Origin of the sequence: Streptomyces sp. NPDC098781 (genome assembly GCF_044759995.1) — a bacterium.
Classification (GTDB): Bacteria; Actinomycetota; Actinomycetes; order Streptomycetales; family Streptomycetaceae; genus Streptomyces.
This window is the reverse complement of the sequence record NZ_JBIWAK010000004.1, coordinates 755,429-776,534: the sequence shown is the minus strand read 5'-3', so window position 1 is coordinate 776,534 and position 21,106 is coordinate 755,429. Positions and strand designations below refer to the sequence as shown.

Genomic DNA, 21,106 nt, shown 5'->3' with positions numbered 1-21,106 from the left:
CTGCGGCGTTGCATTTCCTGCAACACTCATTGCGTATATCGCTTACCGCTGTCTAACATCTCGGCCAACCACGGGTCAACGGAGCCGCCGACCCACCCGCACAAGGCCTGGAGCTACGACGATCGTGACCATCACCGGACCCTGCAATGCCCCCGACGGCGTGGACGTCGTCGCGCTCGGCGAGTCCATGGTCACGTTCCTGCCCACGCGTCCCGGGCGCCTCGCCGATGTGCCGTCCTTCGAGCGGGGGATCGGGGGCGCCGAGTCCAACGTCGTGTGCGCCCTCGCCGCCGCCGGACACGCGGTGCGCTGGGTGAGCCGGGTGGGGGCCGACGGGTTCGGCGACCACCTGGTGGAGGCGATCGGGGCGTACGGCGTCGACGTCTCGGCCGTACGCCGGGATCCGGCGCGGCCGACCGGGGTGTACTTCCGAACGGCCGGCGACCGGGCCACGGACACGCACGAGGTGGCGTACTACCGGGCGGGGTCGGCGGCTTCGGCGATGTCCGTGGACAACGTGGAGGCGGCTGCGGTGCGTTCGGGACGGGTGCTGCACCTGTCGGGCATCACGGCGGCGTTGTCGGACGACTGCCTCGGCCTGATGCGAGAGCTGACCGCCCCGCGTGCCGGGCGCCCGCTCGTGTCCTTCGACGTGAATCACCGGACGGGGCTGTGGCAGGACACCGACGGCCCACACGTGCTGTGGGAACTGGCGCGTGCTGCCGATGTCGTGTTCGTGGGCGAGGACGAGGCCGAGGAGGCCTGGGGGATCACGGGGGGACCGGACGCGGTGCGTGCCGCGCTGCCCGAGCCGCGGGTGCTGGTGGTGAAGCAGGGCGCAGCGGGGGCCACCGCGTTCGTGGACGGCGCCGCGCCGAGCCACCCGGCCCAGGCCGCGGGCGACCGTTCGAGCGCGTTCGCACCCGCTCTCACCGTCGACGTCGTGGCGAGCACGGGCGCCGGAGACGCCTTCGCCGCCGGCTTTCTCTCCGCGACCCTGCGGGAACTGCCCCTCCGCGACCGCCTGCGACACGGCCATCTCTGGGCAGCCGCCGCCCTGACCGTCTCCGGGGACCTGGCCGCGCCCCCCGCCCGTGACACCGCCGACCGCATGGCCGCCCTCGACGACGCCGAGTGGGAGAAACTTCGACTCGGCCCCGGCTGGACGCAAGCCGCTGAGCGGGCCGACGAGGAGGTATCCACGCCATGAGCCAGACCGTTGACCGCGCGCTCAGCATCCTGCCGCTGCTCGCCGAGGGCCCCGCCGACCTGGGCCAGGTCGCCGACCGGCTGGGGGTGCACAAGTCCACCGCCCTGCGGCTGCTGCGCACCCTGCACGAACACGGCCTCGTCTACCGCCAGTCCGACCAGCGCTACCGCCTCGGCGCCCGCCTGATCGCCCTCGCCCAGGAGGCGATGGAGAACCTCGACATCCGCGAGATCGCCCACCCCCACCTGGTGCGGGTGAACGAGCAGTGCGGGCACACCGTCCACCTCGCCGTGTACGAGGAGGACGAGGTGCTGTACATCGACAAGGTCGAGAGCCGCTACCCCGTGCGGATGTACTCGCGGATCGGCAAACCGGTGGCCATCACGGTCGCCGCCGTGGCCAAGCTGCTGCTCGCCGACCTGCCCGAGCACGAGCGCCGGCCCCTCGCCGAGAAGCTCGACTACCCCATGTACACGGCCCGTTCGACGCCGAACCCGGACGCCTTCCTCAAGGAGCTGGCCAAGGTGCGCGAACAGGGCTGGGCCACCGACCTCGGTGGCCACGAGGAGTCCATCAACTGCGTGGCCGCGCCGATCCGCGGTGCCGACGGCCGTGTCGTCGCCGCGATGTCGGTGTCCGCGCCGAACGTCGTCGTCACCGCCGACGAACTCCTCACCCTGCTCCCGCTGGTGCGCCGTACGGCGGACGACATCAGCGGGGAGTACTCCGGCAGAACATCAGCGAAGGGCACCGCATGACCGACAAGATCGCACTCACGCCGAAGACCCACACCACCCCTCCGGCGAAGTTCTCGCACGGGGTGAAGAAGGGCAACATCCTTCAGGTGGCGGGGCAGGTCGGCTTCCTCCCGGCCGTGCAGGGGCAGCCCCCGACGCCCGCCGGCCCGACCTTGCGCGAGCAGACCCTCCAGACCCTCGCCAACGTCAAGGCGATCCTGGAGGAGGGCGGCGCCTCCTGGGACGACGTGATGATGATCCGCGTCTATCTGACGGACGTCGCGCACTTCGCCGAGATGAACGAGATCTACAACACCTACTTCGAGGAGCAGGGGCTGACCCAGCCGCCCGCCGCCCGCACGACCGTGTACGTCGGTCTGCCGGCGGGGCTGCTCATCGAGATCGACGCGCTGGCCGTACTCGGCTGACGCCTCAAGCACCTCCCGCACGCCGCACCCGGCATGGTGTCCGTCATCCCTGGGACGCCATGCCGCGATCCCCCCTGCCCGAAAGCAGCATGCACTTACCCCGAGGACCCCCCTTGTCCCCCATATCCTTCCCCCTCGCCGCAACGGCGCCCGCCGAGACCCCACCCCACACCGGCGGCCTGCTCCCCCTCATCGACGGTACGGCCGGACTGCTCACGGTCGCCGCCATCGGCATCGCGCTTCTGCTCTTCCTGATCATCAAGGTGCGTATCCAGCCCTTCGTGGCCCTGCTCGCCGTGTCCATAGCCGTCGGCCTGATGGCCGGTCTGTCGGTCACCGAACTCTTCGGCACGGTCCAGCGTTCGGACGCGGTCTCCACCATCGAGTCCGGCATGGGCGGCATACTCGGCCATGTCGCGATCATCATCGGCCTGGGCACCATGCTCGGCGCGATCCTCGAAGTGAGCGGTGGCGCCGAGGTGTTGGCGTCGAGGCTGCTCCACCTCTTCGGCGAGAAGCGAGCCCCGCTCGCGATGGGTCTGACCGGCCTGATCTTCGGCATACCGGTCTTCTTCGACGTCGGCATCTTCGTCCTCGCGCCGATCGTCTACGCCGCCGCCAAGCGCTCGGGCAAGTCCGTCCTCCTCTACTGCCTGCCGCTGCTGGCGGGCCTGTCGATGACCCACGCCTTCCTGCCCCCGCACCCCGGTCCGGTGGCCGCGGCCGGCCTGCTCCACGTCGAGCTGGGCTGGGTCATCCTCATGGGCATCGTCTGCGGGATCCCGGCGGTGCTGGCCGCGTGGGTGTTCTCCGCGTGGATCGGCAAGCGCATCTTCGTCGCCGTGCCGCAGGACATGGTCGAGGCGGCGGCCGAGTCGAAGCTCGCGGTCATCAATGAGCAGCGCGAGGCCGGGGTCGAGCCCCGGGAGACGCCCGTCCCGCTGGGCACGGTCCTCGGCATCATCGGCACCCCGCTGGTGCTGATCCTGGCCGCGACCTTCTCCTCCATCGCCCTGGACCCCTCCACCACCCGCTCGGTGATCGAGTTCTTCGGCCACCCGTTCGTGGCCCTGACGATCGCCCTGCTGCTCGCCTACTACCTGCTGGGCATCCGGCGCGGCTGGTCCCGCAAGTCCCTGGAGACGGTGTCGACTTCCTCGCTCAAGCCCGTCGGCAACATCCTCTTGGTGGTCGGCGCGGGCGGTGTCTTCGGCGCCGTCCTCAAGGCCAGCGGCGTCGCCCAGGCCCTCTCCGACACCTTCAACGACGTCGGCCTGCCGGTGCTCGTCCTGTCGTACCTGATCTCGCTGGTCCTGCGGGTGGCCCAGGGCTCGGCGACGGTCGCCATCGTCACCACGGCCGGAATCGTCGCCCCCCTCCTCACCGAGGGCGACCACTCCCAGGCCTTCGTCGCCCTGGTCATCATGGCCATCTCGGCCGGCTCGATCTTCGCCTCCCACGTCAACGACGGCGGCTTCTGGATCGTGGCCAAGTACTTCGGCATCACGGAGCGGGACACGTTGAAGACGTGGACGGTGCTGGAGAGTGTCCTGTCGGTGGCCGGGTTCGTGGTCGCCGCGGTGTTGAGCCTCTTCGTATAACGATGCGGGGGCTGGTTGTGCGGGACACAGGGTTGTCGACCATACTGCTCCGCTGTGGAGCAGCGCATAGGTTCAGGCAGCCAGCCCCTGGAGGGCGCCGGGTTCGACCCGGCCTTCATCCCCGGGCTCACCTCGCCCGCGTCCGCCGCGCCGGAGGGCGCGAAGAAGGAGGACGCGGCCGAGGACGGCGACTTCGAGGAGACCGTCCTCGAGGACGCCGAGGAGCCCGACGCGACGGCCGGTGACGAGGCCGACGACAGAACCGAGGCCGAGGTCGAGGTCGAGGAGGAGGACGAGGCGCCAGCCGACGGGCCCGTCTTCGAGGCCGCCGACCGCCGGGCCCGTATCGTCGCCGACCACAAGGGCGTACGACTCTCCCTGGACGACCAGGAGTGCGAGTTCCGTTGGGACGAGATCGGCGCCGTGGAGACGGAGGCGCCGCGCTTCGGCAAGCGGTTCACCGTCACGGTGCACACCCCTGACCGCCGCTGGTACCCGATCGAGATCGAGGCGGCGGCCAGGAGCCGCTTCAAGGAGTGGGACGAGCAATTGGACGCGGTGCTCGACGCCTACTTCGACGAGGAAGCCGCCCAGTCCTAGCCGACGTCGAAGTTGATGTCGGTCACGTACCAGGCGCCCTTGATCTCGGTGGACTCCATGCTGACGTCCAGCTGCCCCGGCTCCAGACCGGTGGAGTTGGACAGGATGACCTTGTCGAGGGTCTGACCGTCGACGGTGACCTTCTCGGCGGGCACGACCGCCTTGCCGCCCTTGGCCGCGACCTCGGCGACCTCCACCTCGGGGTCGCCGGTGGGGGGCTTGGGCGTGAACGCCTCGCGGAACCTCCCGATGTTCTTGCGCATTTCCTTCACGTCGGGCGCGTCGCTGTTGCAGGTCTTCGGGTTGCCGACCTGAGCGGGTGCCGAGCCGTCGGCGGGCTGCGCCATCACCAGACACGCCTTCTTCGGCCGGCCCTTGATGACCTCGGTCACCCACGTGCCGACCGCTTCCTCGGCCGTGGGGCGGCCGGAGACCACGGGCTGCGCCGTCGAATCGCCGCCAGGCGTCTGTCCGGGATCGGGCGCGCTCGAACTGCTCGCGCCGGGCTTGTCCTCGGCGGCGGAGTCGGAGTCGGAGTCCTTCGAACAACCGGTGATGCCGCCGACGGTCACCACCAGCACCGCCCCGGCGATCAAGCCGATGGTCCTCTTCCTGCGGCTCTCTGACACCATCTCGGGAACCCTTCCACTGGACGTCCTTACGGTCCCTGGAGACGGGAGCGGCAGAGGACGGGTTCACGGTGTGATCGATTTGGTACATCGCTACAAAAGGGCCACCGACGCCCAGGACGAACGATTCCTGAGCGCCGGCGGCCACCGAGAACACCGAACATGTGCGCCTAGCCGCAGTATTGGCCTTCCTTGCCGATGGACCGGTACATACAGTCCGAGTTCTCCAGCAACTGAAGCACGGCGTCCCTGTTACGGGACGTCTCCCGCTCGATGACCTCGTCGGGCGGGTAGAACCCGCCGCCCCCGGACCTCGGGTACATCTCGAAGGTGTACGAGAAGATCTTCTGGTTGCCCCACAGCCAGTCGTCGATCGACCCGTCGGTGATGTACAGATCGCTGGCCTGCTCGGCCGTGTAGTCGTTGCTCGCGGCCATCTTCTGTCCGACCGCGGCGAACGCGTTGCGGTCGTCGGCCGTCATCCCGGTCGTGGTGTCGGAGTACGTGTACCCGAACGGCCACAGCACCAGCTCGCTGTAGGTGTGGAAGTCGATCCCGGCCTTGATCTGCTGCTTGCCGCCGACGACCCGGCTGCGCACGAAGTTCGCGACCACCTTCACCTCGGGCGCCGACTCGGCGGACGCGCCGCGGTACGTCTCCGAGGACGTCGACCCGGACGAACCGCCGCAGCAGCCCCACCGGTAGTTCCAGTTCCGGTTGAGGTCGGTGCCGACGGCCGACGAACCGGAGTTGGGCTGCCGGTTCTTGCGCCACGAACGGTAGGAGCCGGTGGCGATGTCGTACTCGCCGCCGTCCGGGTTGAGGTCGGGCACGATCCAGATCTCGCGGTTGTTCACCATGCTCGTGACCCGGGAGTCGCTGCCGTAGTCGGACGTCAGCTCGCGCAGCAGATACAGCGCCATCTCGACGGTGAGGTGCTCACGGGCGTGCTGGTGATGGGTGAACAGCACCTCCGGCTCGGCCTCGTCGGTGCCGACGTTGTCGCTGATCTTGATGGCGACGATGTTCCGGCCCTGGTACGAGGTGCCGATGACCCGCTGGCTCGCGATGGAGGAGTTGGCCGAGACCAGCGAGTTGATCTCGCTCGTCATCTCCGCGTAGTTGTGATAGCGCGAGTCGCCGGACGGGAAGTCGTTGAGGCGTACGTCGTCCTCGCCGGCGGACCGGTCGGGCACGGCGCCGAGCGGGGTGACCTCGTAGCCGAGTGCCCTCAGCTTCTTGATCTGGTCCGCGCGGCCGGAGACGACCACGCCGTGACCGTGGGCCTCGTCGACGGTGACGCCGGTCCGCTGAAGTGCCGTGCGGTCCTTGGCCGTCGAGTGCGTATGGACCTCGTACTGCCGGACGTCGTCCGCCGAGGGGGCTGCCTTGGTGGCGCTGTCGGCGGACGCGGTCACGTTCGCCGAGACGGGCGCCGCGAGGGCGAGGGCGAGCAGCGCGGCGAGGGCGGCGGTGCGTCTGCCGCTCCCGGTGCCTGAGCCGCGTATGCGAAGTCGCATGAATTCTCCTCGTGGGAGTGGGGGGTGGGGTTCAGTGCGACGTACGTACTTGGTGCGGGTGTGGCGCTCATCGTGCGGCGGTGGCATGGACAGGTCAAGGGTGGGCGGGGTGCCGATGGCGTGAACCATCCCAAAATCGGCCGCGCAGTGTACGCGTACGGCCTCCGCGCGGCGCGGTCCCCGGGCAAGTCCACCCACCGGGGTGATCCGGGCGTGCGGGGTGGTGCGAGGCGAGGGAAGTGTGGTGATCCGCGCAAGGGGGGAGCGGTGGGAGCGGCGGAACGGCGGGGACCGGCGCACCCTCCGCCTCCCTGGCCGATCGGCCGTAGTTTCACGGCCGTCACCCGGCCCCCGTCGGACCGCCCGCAGATCACCCGCTCCCGCCCTCTTGTCGCCCCGGCCTCTTTACGGTTTCTTGATCTGCATGGCGGACACCACAGGAAACCCCACGTCCACTGAGGCATCCTCCGGCGACAACCCCCCACCCGGCACGTCCCGTTGGCGGTACCTCGGTCCCGGCATCGTCGTCGCCGCGACCGGTGTCGGAGCCGGCGATCTCGTCGCCACCCTCATCGCGGGCAGCAACTTCGGGTACACGCTGCTCTGGGCCGCGATCATCGGCTGCCTCGTGAAGATCTCCCTCGCCGAGGCGGCGGGACGCTGGCATCTGTCGACCGGCCGCACCCTCTTCGACGGCTGGGCCAGCCTCGGCCGCTGGACCACGTACTTCTTCGTCGTCTACGTCGTGATCTGGGGTTTCGTCTACGGGGCGGCCGCGATGTCGTCCAGCGCGCTGCCGTTGCAGGCGCTGTTCCCGGACGTGATGGACCTGAAGTGGTGGGCCATCGCCTGTGGTCTGGTGGGACTGGTCTTCGTCTGGTTCAACAAGTACGCCGTCTTCGAGAAGGTCATGACGGTCCTGGTGGGCGTCATGTTCGTGGTGACCGTGTACCTGGCGATCCGGGTCACGCCCAACCTCGGGGACGCCTTCGCGGGCCTGCTGCCCGTCCTGCCCGACGAGAAGGACTCGATCCTCAACACCCTCGGTCTGATCGGCGGCGTCGGCGGCACCATCACCCTCGCCGCGTACGGCTACTGGGTCAACGCCAAGGGCTGGACGAACACCGGCTGGATGAAGGTCATGCGGCTCGACAACCGCGTCGCCTACGCCACCACCGGCATCTTCGTCGTGGCCATGCTCTTCGTCGGCGCCGAACTGCTGCACTCCGCGAACGTCGCCATCGCGAGCGGCGACAAGGGCCTGATCCAGCTGGGCGACATCCTGGAGGCCGAGTACGGCACGGCGACGGCCAAGTTCTTCCTGATCGGCTTCTTCGCCACCTCGTTCACCTCCCTGATCGGCGTCTGGCACGGCGTGAGCCTGATGTTCGCCGACTTCGTGGCCCGCTTCCGGGGCCAGGGCGAGCAGAAGGGCGCGGAGGTAGCCTCCGGCGCACGCGAACGCTCCTGGCCGTTCCGCGCGTACCTGCTGTGGCTGACCTTCCCGCCCATCGTCCTGCTCTTCCAGGACCAGCCGTTCCGCCTGGTCATCGTCTACGGCGTGCTGGGCGCGGCGTTCATGCCCTTCCTGGCCGGCACCCTGCTCTGGCTCCTCAACTCCTCCCGCGCCCCGAGGGAGTGGCGCAACGGTCCGCTGAGCAACGCCATGCTGGCGATCGCGGGTCTGCTCTTCCTGGTGCTGTGCGTGAAGCAGGTCTGGGACCAGCCGTGGTCGGAGTTCTTCTAGCTGCCCCTACCGGAACCGCTCCCACTTCGGGCTGAGCGCGATCTCCCGCAGCTGCTCCATCGTCAGATTCGGGGCCGAGCGGGCCGGAACGCCACGGCTGGCGGGGTTGTACGCACTGATCACCACGCGGAGGCCGTCCGTCCGCAGGGTGTCGACGGTCCACATCACGCTCGCCTCGACGCCCTTGTCACCCGGGCCCCTGCGAGTGGCGACCCTGGTGCCGTCGGGCAGGGTCTCGGCGTCGGCGCCGTACGCCTCGTCGGTGACGTCGGACGGGGTGTCCTGCTGGACGTCGATCAGGACCCTGGTCTCGATCGGGACGAAGTTCTCGGCCTTGGCGTCGAAGACATCGACGTACGGGTAGTCGCTGCGCGTTTCGAAGACCTTGCGGTCCCTGGGGAGGAGCGCGGCGAGGGTTTCCGTCATCGCGGCCACCGTGGGCCCCTCGCCCTCGCTCGGCGTGGACGTCGGCACCGGGCGCCGCTGCTGCTCCTCGACGACGGCTTCGACGACCCTCCGCCACACCCCGGCCGAGACCAGCGCTTTCAGCTGGGCTCCGGACAGCGGAGGTTCGGCCCGGCTGACGGGAGCGCCCTCCGGGGCGGGGGAGTTCGTCTCCGTGACGGAGATGTAGTGCCCGCTCGGGGTGAGCAGATCGGCCGACCAACGCTTGGTGTCCAGGCGCCGGTCGTCGCCATATGCGTACCTCTTGAGCACTGTCACGCGCGACCGGTCGGGCAGAGTAGTGGTGACGCAGCTCTCGGACTCCGACTGGTTCACGGTCGGACAGCCGATGGTCATCTCGGCCTGGACGCCCGGTTCGACGTAGTGAAAGGAGAGGCTGATGGCCGCAGGGCCCTCGCCGTCGTCGTGGACGACCTCGGCGACGAACGGGTCGTACCCCGTGCGCGGTCGGCTCCGATCGGTGATTTTGCCCTTGGGCAGCAGGTCTTTGAATATGGAGGCCAGCTCGGCCTTGGAGGTGGGGTCGGGAGCCGGAGTGTCGTCGCCCCCGGGTCCGAGCAGCGCCGCGCCCACCCCGACGCACGCGATGCCGACTGCACCGGCCACCACCACGGTCCGCAGCCTCGGCCGCAGCCGTCGTCCCGGCGCCTCGGAGCGCTCCTCGTCGTGTTCCACGAGCACAGCAAACCATCGTGTTCGAATCGGCGAGGAAGAATGTCACCGCAGCACCGAGAAGTTCACCGTGAGCACAGCGAGCATTGGACCAAGGAACCCACGGATGACCGAGCAGCCACCACCGCCTCCCGTGCCGGGCTTCGGCCCACCCCCACCGCCGTACCCGCCCGTGGCGCCCGCGTACGCCCCGGTCTCGCCGCACCCCGCCCCGGCACCGGCCGGACCGGAGTTCCTCGCCGTCGACAAGCGCAACGCGGTCGTCGTGGACGTCTCCGGCGTCGTCTTCGAGCTGTCCGGCCACACGCTGGAGTTCCGCTGGCCCGAGATCCGCGGCGTCCACTACAGGGCGAGCCCCGACGGCAAGGCGCTGATGGTCGCCGTGGTGCACATGGACGGCCGGTTCTACGAGTGCGTGGTGGAGGCCAAGCCCCGGGCGCGCTTGCAGGAGTGGTTCCCGCAGCTCGCCTGGGTGCTCGGCCACTACCGTCCGATGGGGTGAGGTCGGCGACGCCTACGGCAGCGCGTGCACATGCGGGCCGACCGCGTTCGACCACGCGTTGCCGGCCGTCGCGTCCCAGTTCGTCGACCAGGTCATCGCGCCCCTCAGGTCGGGATAGGTCCGCGAGGGCTTGAAGGAACCGCAGTTGGTGCCCTTGGCCAGACAGTCCAGGGCGTTGTTCACGACGGACGGCGCCACGTACCCGCTGCCCGCGCCCCGCGTCGAGGCCGGCAGCCCGAGCCCGACCTGGGACGGGGCGAGACCGCCCTCCAGCTGGATACAGGCCAGCGCGGTCAGGAAGTCCACCGAGCCCTGGCTGTAGACCTTGCCGTCACAGCCCAGCATCGAACCGCTGTTGTAGTACTGCATGTTGACGACCGTGAGGATGTCCTTGATGTTCAGGGCCGTCTGGAAGTACGAGTTCGACGTCGACTGCATGTCGATGGTCTGCGGCGCCATGGTGATGACCAGCGACGAGCCCGCCTTGCCCGACAGGGAGCGCAGCGCCTGGGTCATGTAGGTGGCGTTGAGGCCGTTCTCCAGGTCGATGTCGACGCCGTCGAAGCCGTACGTCTGCATCAGCGTGTACACCGAGTTCGCGAAGTTCGCCGCCGAGGCGGAGTCGTTCACGGCCACCGTGCCGCGCTCGCCGCCCACCGAGACGATGACCTTCTTCCCGGCGGCCTGCTTCGCCCGGATGTCCGCCTTGAACTGGTCGACGGTGTAGCCGCCCAGCCCGGCCGAGTCCAGGTTGAAGGTCACCGCGCCCGGCGTCGAGGTCGCGTCCGCGAAGGCGACGGCGATGATGTCGTACTGGGACTGGACGTCGGCGAGCTTCTGGACCGTGGCCCCGTTGTTGAAGTTCTGCCAGTAGCCGGTCACCGCGTGCTTGGGCAGGGCCGGACCCACCGGACCGGACGTGGTCGTCCCCGTCACCGTGGCCGACTTGGGCGACTCACCGGCCGCGTTGGTCGCCGTGACCTGGAAGGAGTACGACGTCGAGGCCGCGAGCCCGGTCACGGTCGCCGAGGTGCCGGTGACCGCCGTGACCTTGGTGCCGCCCCGGTAGACGTTGTAGCCGCTCGCGCCGGAGACGGTGTTCCAGGCCAGGGACACCGATGACGAGGACGTGCCGGACACGGACAGCCCGCTCGGCGTCCCCGGGATCGTGGGCTCGGGGTCGGTGCCACCGCCGCCGTCGGGGCCGTACACGGACACGTCGTCCGCGAAGTACGCGGCCTGTCCGTACCAGCCGTGGGTGTACACCGACACCGAGGTCGTCGAGGCGCCGGTGGTGAAGGTGGTCGACAGCTGCTTCCAGGACGAGGAGTCCGGCGTCCAGGTCGACACGTCGGTGGTGCCCGTGCCCGTCACACCCAGGTAGGTGTAGCCGCCCTGGACCCAGGCGCTCAGCGTGTACGTGGAGTTGGGCTTCACCGCCACGGCCTGGGTGCACCGGGCGTTGTCCTGCCCGGCCGGGGTCGCCTTCAGGGCCGTCGCGCCGCCGTGCACCGGGGAGGAGACGGTGGTGCCGCTGTTCGCGGAACAGGTCCAGTTGGTCAGGCCGGACTCGAAACCGGCGTTCTTGGCGTTGTTGACGTCCGCCGCGGACGCCTGGCCCGCGCCGAGGAAGGTGAGGGCGAGGGCGGCGGCGACCGCTCCTGCCCCGAATCTGCTGCGTATGGACATGACAAGAGACATGTCGAACAACTTGGTCCAGACCAATTCACCTGTCAAGAGATTCCGGTGGTGGAGAAATCGTGTGCGCAACCTGCCCCGTTTTGGCGTGACTTGTATGAGAGGAGTTGCTTCTCGGCTGGAGAGAAGCTGTTCTCCGGCCATCGAGCCGTGGATACAGTGCTCAGACAGTCACGCAATGAAGTCATCGGGGAGCTGCGCGTGCCAACTGCCATTGCCGTGACCAGCGCCGACATGGCGCTGCCGGCGCAGGACGAACGAACCGTGCCCGCCGTCGTGCTCCAGGACCTCGAACAGGAGCCGCTGGAGCGGTCGCTGGCGGGCATGCAGACACTCGTCGAGCAGCACGGCCATGTGATCGTCGTCTGCTCGCACGCCGCCCCCCGCGCCGTACAGCAACGCCTGCACACCGTACGGTCCCTGCTGGAGAGCGACCGCATCGCCGTGTTCCGGCCCGGACTTCCCCCGCTCGGCCTCGCCGTCCTCGCCCGCCAGCTGCGCCAGCTGGCCTCCTGCGACCTCAGCCCCGGCATCCTCGCCTCGGCCGGCCGGCTGCTCACCCACTACATCCACGCCGGAGCGCTGCTCGGGTCCGTCGCCAAGCTCGACCGCGTCCCGGTGGACCTCAAGTCGCACGCCAAGTCCTGGATGCCCGGCAGCCAGTTCGGCGTCCTCGCCCACCCGGCCCCGCGGCTCGTGCGCGTCGCCCCGGGCGTCACCCTCCCCGGCCCGGAGTTCGGCACCTCGATGCTGGTCGCCCAGGGGCAGCTCCAGTCCGACTGGGTCACCGCCACCCTGGCCAAGTCCTGGAACGCGCAAGGCCTGCGCGAGGTGGTCCTGCCCGCCGAGTCGGCCGCCTGGTGGGCGACGGCCAGACTGATCGAGTTCTGCGCCTACCTGCCCGACCTGTCGGTGCTTTACCAGCTGGTCACCTCCGTACGGCAGAACTCCTGCCACTGGTGCGGCATCGACGTCATCGGCGACCGCTGCGTCTTCTGCTCCGCCGTCCCGCCCACCCACGAGCAGCCGGCCCGCGCAGGCTGACCTGACCCGAGCCCCACCCCGACCGCCCCCGACCGATTCCCCCAATGAGGTTGCACGGTTCATGAACTCCCGTCAGCGCCGCGGCGTCATACTCCTGCTCCTGTCGATCGTCTGCGCCCTCGGCGCCTTCGCCGGCGTCCTGTCCGTCATCAACGACGTGAAGTCCAAGGTCGGGCCGGAGGTCACCGCCTACCAGCTCAAACGGAACGTCGCCCCCTACACCCCGCTGAGCGCCGGCCAGTTCGAGAAGATCGAGATGCCCGAGCGCTGGCTGTCGAAGAACGCCGTCACCAGCCTCCGCGAGATCCAGGGCAAGATCGCCGTCACCACCCTCAAGCAGGGCTCCCTGCTCCAGAGCGACATGATCGTCGACCAGCCCGCCCTCCAGTCGGGCGAGCAGGAGATCGCCATCATGATCGACGCGGCGACCGGCGTGGCCGGCAAGATCACCCCCGGCTCCAAGGTCAACGTCTACGCCACCTTCGAGGGCAAGAACGACGGCGACCCCGACCAGGCCAAGCTCATCGTCGAGAACGCCCGGGTGATCGACGTGGGCGAGCTGACCTCGCTCAAGCCCGACGAGGACGACGGCGGCCGGCAGCCCGTCGAGGCCGTCCCGATCACCTTCGCGCTGGAGCCGATCGACGCCCAGCGCATCACGTACGCCGAGTCGTTCGCCGACGAGGTCCGGCTCGCCCTGGTGGCACCCGGCGCCGACTCCGACATCCCCGCGACGAACCGCACGTACGAACTCGCCAAGGACAAGTGAGAGGCCCCCATGCCCACGAGGATCCTCCCGGCCGTCGGCGACGCGGACGCGGTCCGGTCCCTCACGACGCTGCTCAGCCAGCTCCCCGACGCCGAGCCGGTCGCCCCGGTGACCGACTCCACCCAGCTCGTCGACACCCTCGCCCGGCTTGCCGCCGAGTCCATCGACGAACTCCCCGAGGTCGTCGTCGTCCACGAACGCATCGGCCCCGTCCCGGCCCTGGAGCTCATCCGGGACGTCGCCCTGCGCTTCCCGGCGGTCGGCGTCATCCTCGTCACCTCCGACGCGAGCCCCGGCCTCTTCCAGGCCGCCATGGACTACGGGGCACGAGGGCTGGTCGCGCTGCCGCTCAGCTACGAGGAGCTGGCCAGCCGGGTCAACGCGGTGGCCCAGTGGTCGATGGGCGTACGCCGTCATCTGGGCGCCGGCGGCGACGTGTTCAGCGGTGTCGGCGGCACCGTGGTCACGGTGAGCGGCGCCAAGGGCGGCGTGGGGGCCACCCTCACGGCGATCCAGCTGGCCCTCGCCGCCCAGGCGTCGGGCCGCAGCGCCGCGCTGCTCGACATGGACCTCCAGACCGGCGACATCGCCTCCTACCTCGACATCCAGTTCCGCCGCTCGGTCGTCGACCTCGCCGCCATCAACGACATCACGCCCCGGGTGCTGGCCGACGCGGTGTTCCGGCACGACACGGGCGTGGCGCTGCTGCTCGCGCCGGGCGACGGCGAGCGGGGCGAGGAGGTCACCGACCGGGCCGCCCGGCACATCGTCGGCGCCCTGCGCTCCCGCTACGAGGTCGTCGTCATCGACTGCGGCGCCCAGCTGTCGGGCGCGAGCGCGGCCGCCGTGGAGTCGGCCGACACCGCGCTGCTCGTCACCACGCCCGACGTGGTCGCCGTCCGCGGGGCCAAGCGCACGGTGCGGATGTGGGACCGGCTCCAGATCCGCAAGGCGGAGGAGACCATGATCGTCGTCAATCGCCACACCCGCGGTGCGGAGATCCAGCCCGCCCTGATCCAGCGCATCACCGGCACCGGCATCGCCGCCACCGCGATCCCCGCCAACTTCAAGGAACTCCAGAGCGCCGTCGACGCCGGCCGGGTGCACGAACTGGACGCCAAGAGCACCGTCAAACAGGCCCTCTGGGCGCTCGCGGGCGAGCTCGGGCTGGTCAAGGGCACCGAGGGGGCCGCCCAGCAGCGCCGCGAGGGCAGGGCGCGGGGCGCGGACCGGGCGGCGCTGACCTTCCGCAGGCGTAAGGAGATCGGGCGGTGAGGGCGCGGCTCAGGGACGACCGGGGTCAGGTGGCCATCGAGTTTCTGGGCATGACGCCGCTGATCATCCTGACGCTGGTGCTGCTGTGGCAGTGCGTGCTGGTGGGGTACACGTTCACGCTCGCGGGGAATGCTGCCGACGAGGCGGTGCGGGCGGGGACCGCTTCGGAGGGGCAGTCGGCCTGCGAGGAGGCCGGGTTGAAGCATCTTCCGGACTCGTGGCAGGGGGATGCCGCAGTGAAGTGCGGGGCGAGCGGGGGCTATGTCACGGCGGACGTGAAGCTCCGGGTGCCCGTCCTCTTCCCCGGCGCGATCGGCTTCCCGTTCACGGTGGAGGGGCACGCCGGAGCCGTACAGGAGGAGGACTGAGATGTCGTACGACTCGAAGGTCCGGGACCGCGGCCAGGTCGCCATCGAGTACCTCGGGTTCATCCCGGTCCTGATCCTCGTCGCCCTGGCCGGCGTGCAGATCGGTCTGATCGCCTACACCGCCCAGCAGGCGGGTACGGCGGCCAGGGCCGGGGCGCGGGCCGCCTCGCTCGATCCCGGTACCGCCCAGGAGGGCTGCCGGAACGCGGTCAGCGGCTGGCTCGCCGACGGAACCGACTGCTCCGAGGCATCCGGCGGCGACCAGGTCACCGTCACCGCCACGGTCCAGATCCCGTCGATCGTGCCCGGCTGGGACTTCGACCCCGCCCAGAAGACCGCGACCATGCCGCTCGACCACTGAACGAGGACCCACATGAGCCTGAGGTCACGCATCAACTCCCCCGAGGAGCAGGGCAGCCGGGGCGAGGACGGCCACCTGGTCTCCTCCTACCGGGCCAAGCTGCTTCAGGAGATCGACCTCGCGGAGATGAGCTCGCTGGCCGCCGCCGAGCGCCGGGCCCGCCTGGAACGCGTCCTCGGGCACATCATCAGCCGCGAGGGCCCGGTGCTGTCCACCGTCGAGCGCTCCCAGCTGATCCGCCGGGTGGTCGACGAGGCCCTCGGGCTCGGCATCCTGGAACCGCTCCTGGAGGACGCCTCCATCACCGAGATCATGGTGAACGGCCCGGACGCGATCTTCGTCGAACGAGGCGGCCGGGTCGAGCAGTTGCCGCTCCGCTTCCCCTCCCACGACCAGCTGATGCAGACCATCGAACGCATCGTCTCCACGGTGAACCGGCGCGTGGACGAGTCCAACCCGATGGTGGACGCCCGGCTGCCCTCCGGCGAGCGGGTGAACGTCATCATCCCGCCGCTGTCCCTGACCGGCGCGACCCTGACGATCCGCCGCTTCCCGCGCTCCTTCACCCTGCACGAGATGGTCGGCCTCGGCTCCCTCGACGAACCCATGGTGTATCTGCTCGCCGGGCTGGTGCAGGCCAAGTTCAACCTCATCGTCTCCGGCGCGACCGGCACCGGGAAGACGACCCTGCTCAACGCCCTCTCCGGCCTGATCCCCGAGAGCGAGCGCATCATCACCATCGAGGACTCCGCCGAACTCCAGCTCCAGCAGGGGCATGTGATCCGCCTGGAGTCCCGCCCGCCCAACGTCGAGGGCAAGGGCCAGATCACCATCCGCGACCTCGTCCGCAACTCCCTGCGAATGCGCCCCGACCGCATCGTCGTCGGTGAGGTCCGCGGCGGCGAGTCCCTCGACATGCTCCAGGCGATGTCGACCGGCCACGACGGCTCGCTCGCCACCGTGCACGCCAACAGCGCCGAGGACGCCCTGATGCGCCTGAAGACGCTGGCCTCCATGTCCGACGTCACGGTCCCCTTCGAGGCGCTGCACGACCAGATCAACAGCGCCGTCGACGTACTCATCCAGCTGACCCGGTTCCCGGACGGTGCCCGCCGGATCACCGAGATCGCCATCCTCGACAGCCACGGGGCCGAGCCCTACCGGCTGGTGACCGTCGCCCGCTTCAACGCCCAGCCCATGACACCCGACGGCCGCGTCCACGGCGGCTTCGCGTACCACCCTCTGCCACGCCGCACCGCCGACCGCCTGTACATGGCGAGCCAGCCGATACCCCAGGCGTTCGGCGTCGCCCAGACCCCGCTCGAACTCGCGACCCGAGAAGCCAGGTAGGACCCGACCATGGACCTCCAGACCCGCATCACGCTCACCACCGGCCTCGCGCTGTTGACCTGCGCGCTCGCCGTGGCGGGCGTCCAAGCCCACGCCGCGGGGCGGGCCCGGCGGCAGGCCCTGGTCGAGCGCCTGTCCGCGACCGGCCAGCTCACCGGCGCCGGCGGCCGGCGCCGCCGCTTCGCCGACCTGGACCGCCGGCTGCGCCGTACGAAAGCGGGCAGACAGCTCGAACTGCGGCTGGCGGCGACGGGCCTGGACGTCACACCCGGCGAGTTCTTCGTCTACATGCTGGCGACCGTGGCCGGCCTGTGGCTGATCGGCCAGGCGACGCTGGCCCCCTTCTTCGGGCCGATCGCCGGACTGCTGGGCGTGTGGGCGGCGGTGCAGTTCCTCAACTGGCAGCGTCAGAAACGCATCGAGAAGTTCATCAACCAACTCCCGGAACTGGCCCGCATCCTCGCCAACGCCGCCCACGCCGGACTCGCCCTGCGCACCGCGATCGGCCTCGCCGCGGAGGAACTGGAGGCCCCGGCCGGCGAGGAACTGGCCAAGGTCTCCAACCAGCTCGCTCTCGGCGCCTCGATGGACGACGCCCTCGGGGAACTCGCCGAACGCCTCCCGTCGCGCGAACTGGTCGTCCTGGTGACCACGCTGGTCCTGTCCAACCGGGCCGGCGGCCAGGTGGTGAGCGCGCTGCGCAACCTCACCGAGACGCTGGAGGAGCGCAAGGAGACCCGACGCGAGGTCCGCACCCAGCTCTCCCAGGTGAGCATGACGTCGTACGCCGTGCCCGTGCTCGGCATCGGGTCCCTGTTCCTGATGAACGGCGTGAAGGACGGTGCCCTCGACCGTATGACGGGGTCGCCGCTGGGGCAGGCGGCGGTGCTCATCGCGTTCGGCCTGTACGCGGTGGGCTTCATCCTGATCCGCCGTATGTCGCGGATCGACGTCTGAGGGCGGGGGAGAGCTGATGGAACTCGGAATCGGACTTCTGCTCGCGACCGTCATGGCCCTGAGCGTCTGGGGCGTGTTCGCCGGCATCCGCATGTACCGGGCGGAGACCAGGCTGCCCAGCGATCTCGCCCTGGCCCTGGAGATCGGCGCCACCCGCACCGGCGCCGTCGACTCGCTCGTCGACCGCATGGGCATGCGCTACGCCCCCGCCGTGCTGCGCCTGATGGGGCCCAAGCTGGTCGCCAAGTACCGCCGCAGGATCGACCTCGCGGGCAACCCCGGCGGCCTGACCATCGACCGCTACGCCGCCAGGCGCGCGGTGTACGGCTTCCTCGGCGCGGTCGGCTTCCTGGTCTTCCTGCTGCGGGGACAGTTCCTGGTGGCGTTGCTGCTGCTGGCGTTCGGCGCCTTCTGGACGGAGGTCGGCATATGGTCGGCGATCCGGATCAGGAAGGACGAGATCGAACGCACCCTGCCGGACTTCCTGGACGTCCTCGCGGTCGTGGTCAGCGCGGGCCTCGGCTTCCGCCAGGCACTCGACCGGGTCGCCTCGAAGTACGAGGGCCCCTGGGCCGACGAACTGCGCATCACCCTGCGCCAGATGGACCTCGGCATGAGCCGCCGCCAGGCCTTCGCGGAACTGCGCCGGCGCAACGACTCCGAACAGGTCGCCATGTTCGTCACGGCCTTGCAGCAGGGGGAGGAACTGGGCGCGCCGATCGTCGACACGCTCGTGGCGCTGGCCAAGGACATGCGCCGCACCGACGCCCAGAACGCCCGCCGGAAGGCGGCCCGCGCGGTGCCGAGGGCCACGCTGATGATCACCACGTTCATGGTCCCGGCGACGATGATCCTGCTGGGGGCGGGACTGCTGCTGGGGTCGGGCACGGACTTCGGTTCGCTGACGGGGGAGTAGAGGGGAGGACCGTGGCTGGCATGCCTTTGCGGGTGGGATCGGGGGCGGGGGGCGCGAGGTCCGGCCTCGGGCTGCCGCTGCGCCGTCGCCGCCGCCCGGCCGAGGGCGGCCCCGGGACGCCGGCCGACCGGTCCGCGACGATCCCGCTCCAGGTCAACGCTCTCCAGGCGATGTGCCGCCAGGTCTTCGGCTTCCGGCTCGCCATGATCGCTCTGTCGGCACCGGGAGCCCTGCTGGGCGCGTCGTCCGGCCTCGGCACCCGGCTGGTGGGAGCGGCGGTCGTCGTCACGTTCATGGGTTCCTACGCCCTGTTCCGCGACTGGGAGCGCTTCGGCCCGCTCCTCCTGCGTCACCCCACCCTGCTGGCGGCGGACACCCTCTTCACATCCCTCCTGCTGATCTCGGCGGGCCCCGACACCACCCTGGCCTACGTCAGCGTCTGCACCCCGCTGCTCGCCGGGATCGTCTACGGCTACCGGGGCGCCGCGGTCTTCGCGAGCGCGCAGTCCCTGATCCTGCTCCTGGCCTACGCCATCAACAGCGACGCCAGATCGGCGGGCCTGGCGGACAAGCTCCTCCTGCCGGGCCTGTGCGTCATCACGGGCGCGCTGGGCTCGTCGCTGCGCAACCTGATGCTCCGCTTCGGCACGGCCACCCAGGCGCTCACCACGGTCCAGGCACGGCTCGCGGTCACGCAGGCGGTGAGCGCGGAACGGGCCCGGCTGGCCCGCGAGATGCACGACTCGGTGGCGAAGACGCTGCACGGCGTGGCCCTGGCCGCCGACGGCCTCGCGGTCTCGGCGGCGGCGACCCCGCTGGACGCGGCCCGCATCGGACAACAGGCGGAACTCGTCTCCCGCTCGGCCCGCAGAGCGGCGGCGGAGTCCCGGGAACTCCTGGCGGACCTGCGCCGCGAGTCCGACCCCGACCGGATGACGGACGTGACGCCCGAACTGTCCGAAACAGTGCGGGACTTCACCGCCCGGACCGGCGTACCGGCGACCTACGACCTGGAGGGCGACGCCCCCGCGCCCACGGTGCCGCCCGCCGTGGCCCGCCAACTCCTCACCATCACGACCGAGGCCATGGAGAACGCCCACCGCCACGCGAACGCGACGCGGGTCGACGTCCGGGCGGGCGTCCGGGACGAGGTGCTGTGCCTGACGGTCCGGGACGACGGGCGGGGCCTGCCGCCCGGCACCACCCTCGACCAGCTCCGCCGAACCGGCCATTTCGGCCTGCTCGGCATGGCCGAACGAGCCGCGTCGATAGGAGCCCGCATCCACTTCGGCAAAGGCACCCAGGGCACCCACGCCCGTGGCACGGAGGTCCGCCTGGAACTGCCCCTGGCGGCCCTGACGACGACGAAGGCGACCCCATGACCAAGTCGCGAGCCCAGTCGCGGACACCCGGCCCCGCCACGCCGCTGCGCCTGGTGGTGGCCGACGACAACCCGGTGGTCCGGGCCGGTCTGACGGCCCTCCTCTCCAGCCACGCGGACCTCCTGGTCGTGGCCGAGGCGGCGGACGGCCGCGAGGCCCACGAGGCGGCCCGCCGCCACCGCCCCGACGTGATCCTCCTGGACGTACGGATGCCGGGCATCGACGGGATGACGGCACTTCCGCAGCTCGTGCGCATCGCCCCGGTGATGATGCTGACCTACAGCGGGGAGTCGGAGACGGTCCGCGAGGCGCTGCGGCGCGGGGCCGCCGGCTATCTGGTGCACGGGGAGTTCACGACGGACGAACTGGTGGAGGCCGTACGGGACGTGCGGCGGGGGAGGACACGGCTGACGGCCACGGCGGCTGCGGCGTCGTTGTCGATACCGCCGGCACTCGCGCAAGCAAACGACGAACTCCCAACTGTTACAGGGAATTCAGCGGAACCGCTTTCGCAAGTGCAATCGCCTGTGGGACAGTCTTCCTCGTCGTACCGGTCGCGATTCCGGCTGAGCAGGAGGGAGGCGGAGATCATGGACCTCATCGCATCGGGCATGAACAACCAGCAGATCGCCGCCGCCTGCTTCATCAGCGAGAAGACGGTCAAGAACCACATCAACCGCATCTTCGCCAAACTCCACAGCACCAGCCGCGCGCAGGCCGCCGCCAAGTGGCTGGGCACGGCGCCGGGTTCACACCCGGGACGGAGCTGAGCGGCGATGACACAGCGATGGTTTTCGGCCGTGGCCCGGAATTGGGTCCGGGGACCCTCTGGTGTTCGGGGTATGCACGCTTACGTTTCTCCCGATACTTCTCAC

At 70.0% G+C, this 21,106-nt stretch carries 21 protein-coding genes; 17 read left to right on the top strand and 4 right to left on the bottom strand.

Annotated features, from left to right (window positions below; all coding sequences use genetic code 11):
• Positions 1 to 124: 124 nt before the first annotated feature.
• The 5 genes from ACIQWG_RS20435 (at position 125) to ACIQWG_RS20415 (ending at position 4,576) form a co-directional block, all read left to right on the top strand.
• Positions 125 to 1,210, top strand: coding sequence for a sugar kinase (locus ACIQWG_RS20435; protein ID WP_404097528.1), 1,086 nt, complete (start codon positions 125 to 127; stop codon positions 1,208 to 1,210).
• On the top strand, positions 1,207 to 1,968 hold the full coding sequence (locus ACIQWG_RS20430) for an IclR family transcriptional regulator (RefSeq protein ID WP_404097525.1): 762 nt from the start codon (positions 1,207 to 1,209) through the stop codon (positions 1,966 to 1,968). The genes ACIQWG_RS20435 and ACIQWG_RS20430 overlap by 4 nt, the downstream gene beginning before the upstream one ends.
• On the top strand, positions 1,965 to 2,375 hold the full coding sequence (locus ACIQWG_RS20425; RefSeq protein WP_404097521.1) for a RidA family protein: 411 nt from the start codon (positions 1,965 to 1,967) through the stop codon (positions 2,373 to 2,375). Before ACIQWG_RS20430 ends, ACIQWG_RS20425 begins: the two co-directional genes overlap by 4 nt.
• 122 nt (positions 2,376 to 2,497) lie before the next feature.
• On the top strand, positions 2,498 to 3,976 hold the full coding sequence (locus ACIQWG_RS20420) for a GntP family permease (RefSeq protein ID WP_404097750.1): 1,479 nt from the start codon (positions 2,498 to 2,500) through the stop codon (positions 3,974 to 3,976).
• 54 nt (positions 3,977 to 4,030) lie between these two features.
• Entirely contained in the window at positions 4,031 to 4,576 is a 546-nt protein-coding gene (locus tag ACIQWG_RS20415) for a hypothetical protein (protein WP_404097518.1), read from the top strand.
• Here the strand turns inward: ACIQWG_RS20415 and ACIQWG_RS20410 are convergent.
• Together ACIQWG_RS20410 and ACIQWG_RS20405 are read right to left on the bottom strand one after the other, a co-directional pair.
• Positions 4,573 to 5,208, bottom strand: a complete 636-nt coding sequence (locus ACIQWG_RS20410) for a hypothetical protein (protein ID WP_404097516.1) — start codon at positions 5,206 to 5,208, stop codon at positions 4,573 to 4,575. The two genes, ACIQWG_RS20415 and ACIQWG_RS20410, sit on opposite strands and share 4 nt — an antisense overlap.
• A gap of 167 nt (positions 5,209 to 5,375) precedes the next feature.
• Positions 5,376 to 6,725, bottom strand: coding sequence for a M14 family metallopeptidase (locus ACIQWG_RS20405; protein ID WP_404097513.1), 1,350 nt, complete (start codon positions 6,723 to 6,725; stop codon positions 5,376 to 5,378).
• 424 nt (positions 6,726 to 7,149) lie between these two features.
• Here ACIQWG_RS20405 and ACIQWG_RS20400 point away from each other — a divergent pair, with 424 nt between their 5' ends.
• Positions 7,150 to 8,472: an Nramp family divalent metal transporter gene (locus ACIQWG_RS20400; protein WP_404097510.1), complete on the top strand. Its 1,323-nt coding sequence runs from the start codon at positions 7,150 to 7,152 to the stop codon at positions 8,470 to 8,472.
• 6 nt (positions 8,473 to 8,478) lie between these two features.
• Here the strand turns inward: ACIQWG_RS20400 and ACIQWG_RS20395 are convergent, their stop codons facing one another.
• Positions 8,479 to 9,618 carry a hypothetical protein gene (locus ACIQWG_RS20395; RefSeq protein WP_404097507.1) on the bottom strand — a complete coding sequence of 380 codons (1,140 nt, stop codon included), beginning with the start codon at positions 9,616 to 9,618 and terminating at the stop codon, positions 8,479 to 8,481.
• Between the two features lie 97 nt (positions 9,619 to 9,715).
• Here ACIQWG_RS20395 and ACIQWG_RS20390 point away from each other — a divergent pair, with 97 nt between their 5' ends.
• Positions 9,716 to 10,111, top strand: a complete 396-nt coding sequence (locus tag ACIQWG_RS20390) for a hypothetical protein (RefSeq protein ID WP_404097504.1) — start codon at positions 9,716 to 9,718, stop codon at positions 10,109 to 10,111.
• 12 nt (positions 10,112 to 10,123) lie between these two features.
• On the opposite strand, the gene ACIQWG_RS20385 is transcribed toward ACIQWG_RS20390, so the two are convergent.
• Positions 10,124 to 11,800 (bottom strand): chitinase, encoded by a 1,677-nt coding sequence (locus tag ACIQWG_RS20385; protein WP_404097502.1) that lies wholly within the window; start codon positions 11,798 to 11,800, stop codon positions 10,124 to 10,126.
• A 243-nt stretch (positions 11,801 to 12,043) separates the two neighbouring features.
• Here ACIQWG_RS20385 and ACIQWG_RS20380 point away from each other — a divergent pair, with 243 nt between their 5' ends.
• From ACIQWG_RS20380 to ACIQWG_RS20335, 10 genes are all read left to right on the top strand, one after another.
• Positions 12,044 to 12,853, top strand: coding sequence for a hypothetical protein (locus tag ACIQWG_RS20380; protein ID WP_404097748.1), 810 nt, complete (start codon positions 12,044 to 12,046; stop codon positions 12,851 to 12,853).
• A 61-nt stretch (positions 12,854 to 12,914) separates the two neighbouring features.
• A complete protein-coding gene (gene cpaB / locus ACIQWG_RS20375; protein WP_404097499.1) occupies positions 12,915 to 13,622 on the top strand; it encodes a Flp pilus assembly protein CpaB in 708 nt (235 codons plus the stop codon).
• Between the two features lie 9 nt (positions 13,623 to 13,631).
• The gene (locus tag ACIQWG_RS20370; protein WP_404097496.1) at positions 13,632 to 14,897 is read left to right on the top strand and encodes a CpaE family protein; all 1,266 of its coding nucleotides are present in this window, start codon (positions 13,632 to 13,634) and stop codon (positions 14,895 to 14,897) included.
• Entirely contained in the window at positions 14,894 to 15,265 is a 372-nt protein-coding gene (locus tag ACIQWG_RS20365; RefSeq protein ID WP_404097494.1) for a TadE/TadG family type IV pilus assembly protein, read from the top strand. Before ACIQWG_RS20370 ends, ACIQWG_RS20365 begins: the two co-directional genes overlap by 4 nt.
• 1 nt (position 15,266) lies before the next feature.
• Positions 15,267 to 15,626, top strand: a complete 360-nt coding sequence (locus ACIQWG_RS20360) for a TadE/TadG family type IV pilus assembly protein (RefSeq protein WP_404097491.1) — start codon at positions 15,267 to 15,269, stop codon at positions 15,624 to 15,626.
• 12 nt (positions 15,627 to 15,638) lie between these two features.
• Positions 15,639 to 16,976 (top strand): CpaF family protein, encoded by a 1,338-nt coding sequence (locus ACIQWG_RS20355; RefSeq protein WP_404097489.1) that lies wholly within the window; start codon positions 15,639 to 15,641, stop codon positions 16,974 to 16,976.
• Between the two features lie 9 nt (positions 16,977 to 16,985).
• Positions 16,986 to 17,933, top strand: a complete 948-nt coding sequence (locus tag ACIQWG_RS20350; RefSeq protein ID WP_404097486.1) for a type II secretion system F family protein — start codon at positions 16,986 to 16,988, stop codon at positions 17,931 to 17,933.
• 16 nt (positions 17,934 to 17,949) lie between these two features.
• Positions 17,950 to 18,849 (top strand): DUF5936 domain-containing protein, encoded by a 900-nt coding sequence (locus ACIQWG_RS20345; protein WP_404097484.1) that lies wholly within the window; start codon positions 17,950 to 17,952, stop codon positions 18,847 to 18,849.
• A gap of 20 nt (positions 18,850 to 18,869) precedes the next feature.
• On the top strand, positions 18,870 to 20,231 hold the full coding sequence (locus tag ACIQWG_RS20340; RefSeq protein WP_404097746.1) for a sensor histidine kinase: 1,362 nt from the start codon (positions 18,870 to 18,872) through the stop codon (positions 20,229 to 20,231).
• Entirely contained in the window at positions 20,228 to 21,001 is a 774-nt protein-coding gene (locus ACIQWG_RS20335; protein ID WP_404097481.1) for a response regulator, read from the top strand. The genes ACIQWG_RS20340 and ACIQWG_RS20335 overlap by 4 nt, the downstream gene beginning before the upstream one ends.
• The last annotated feature ends 105 nt before the right edge of the window (positions 21,002 to 21,106 follow it).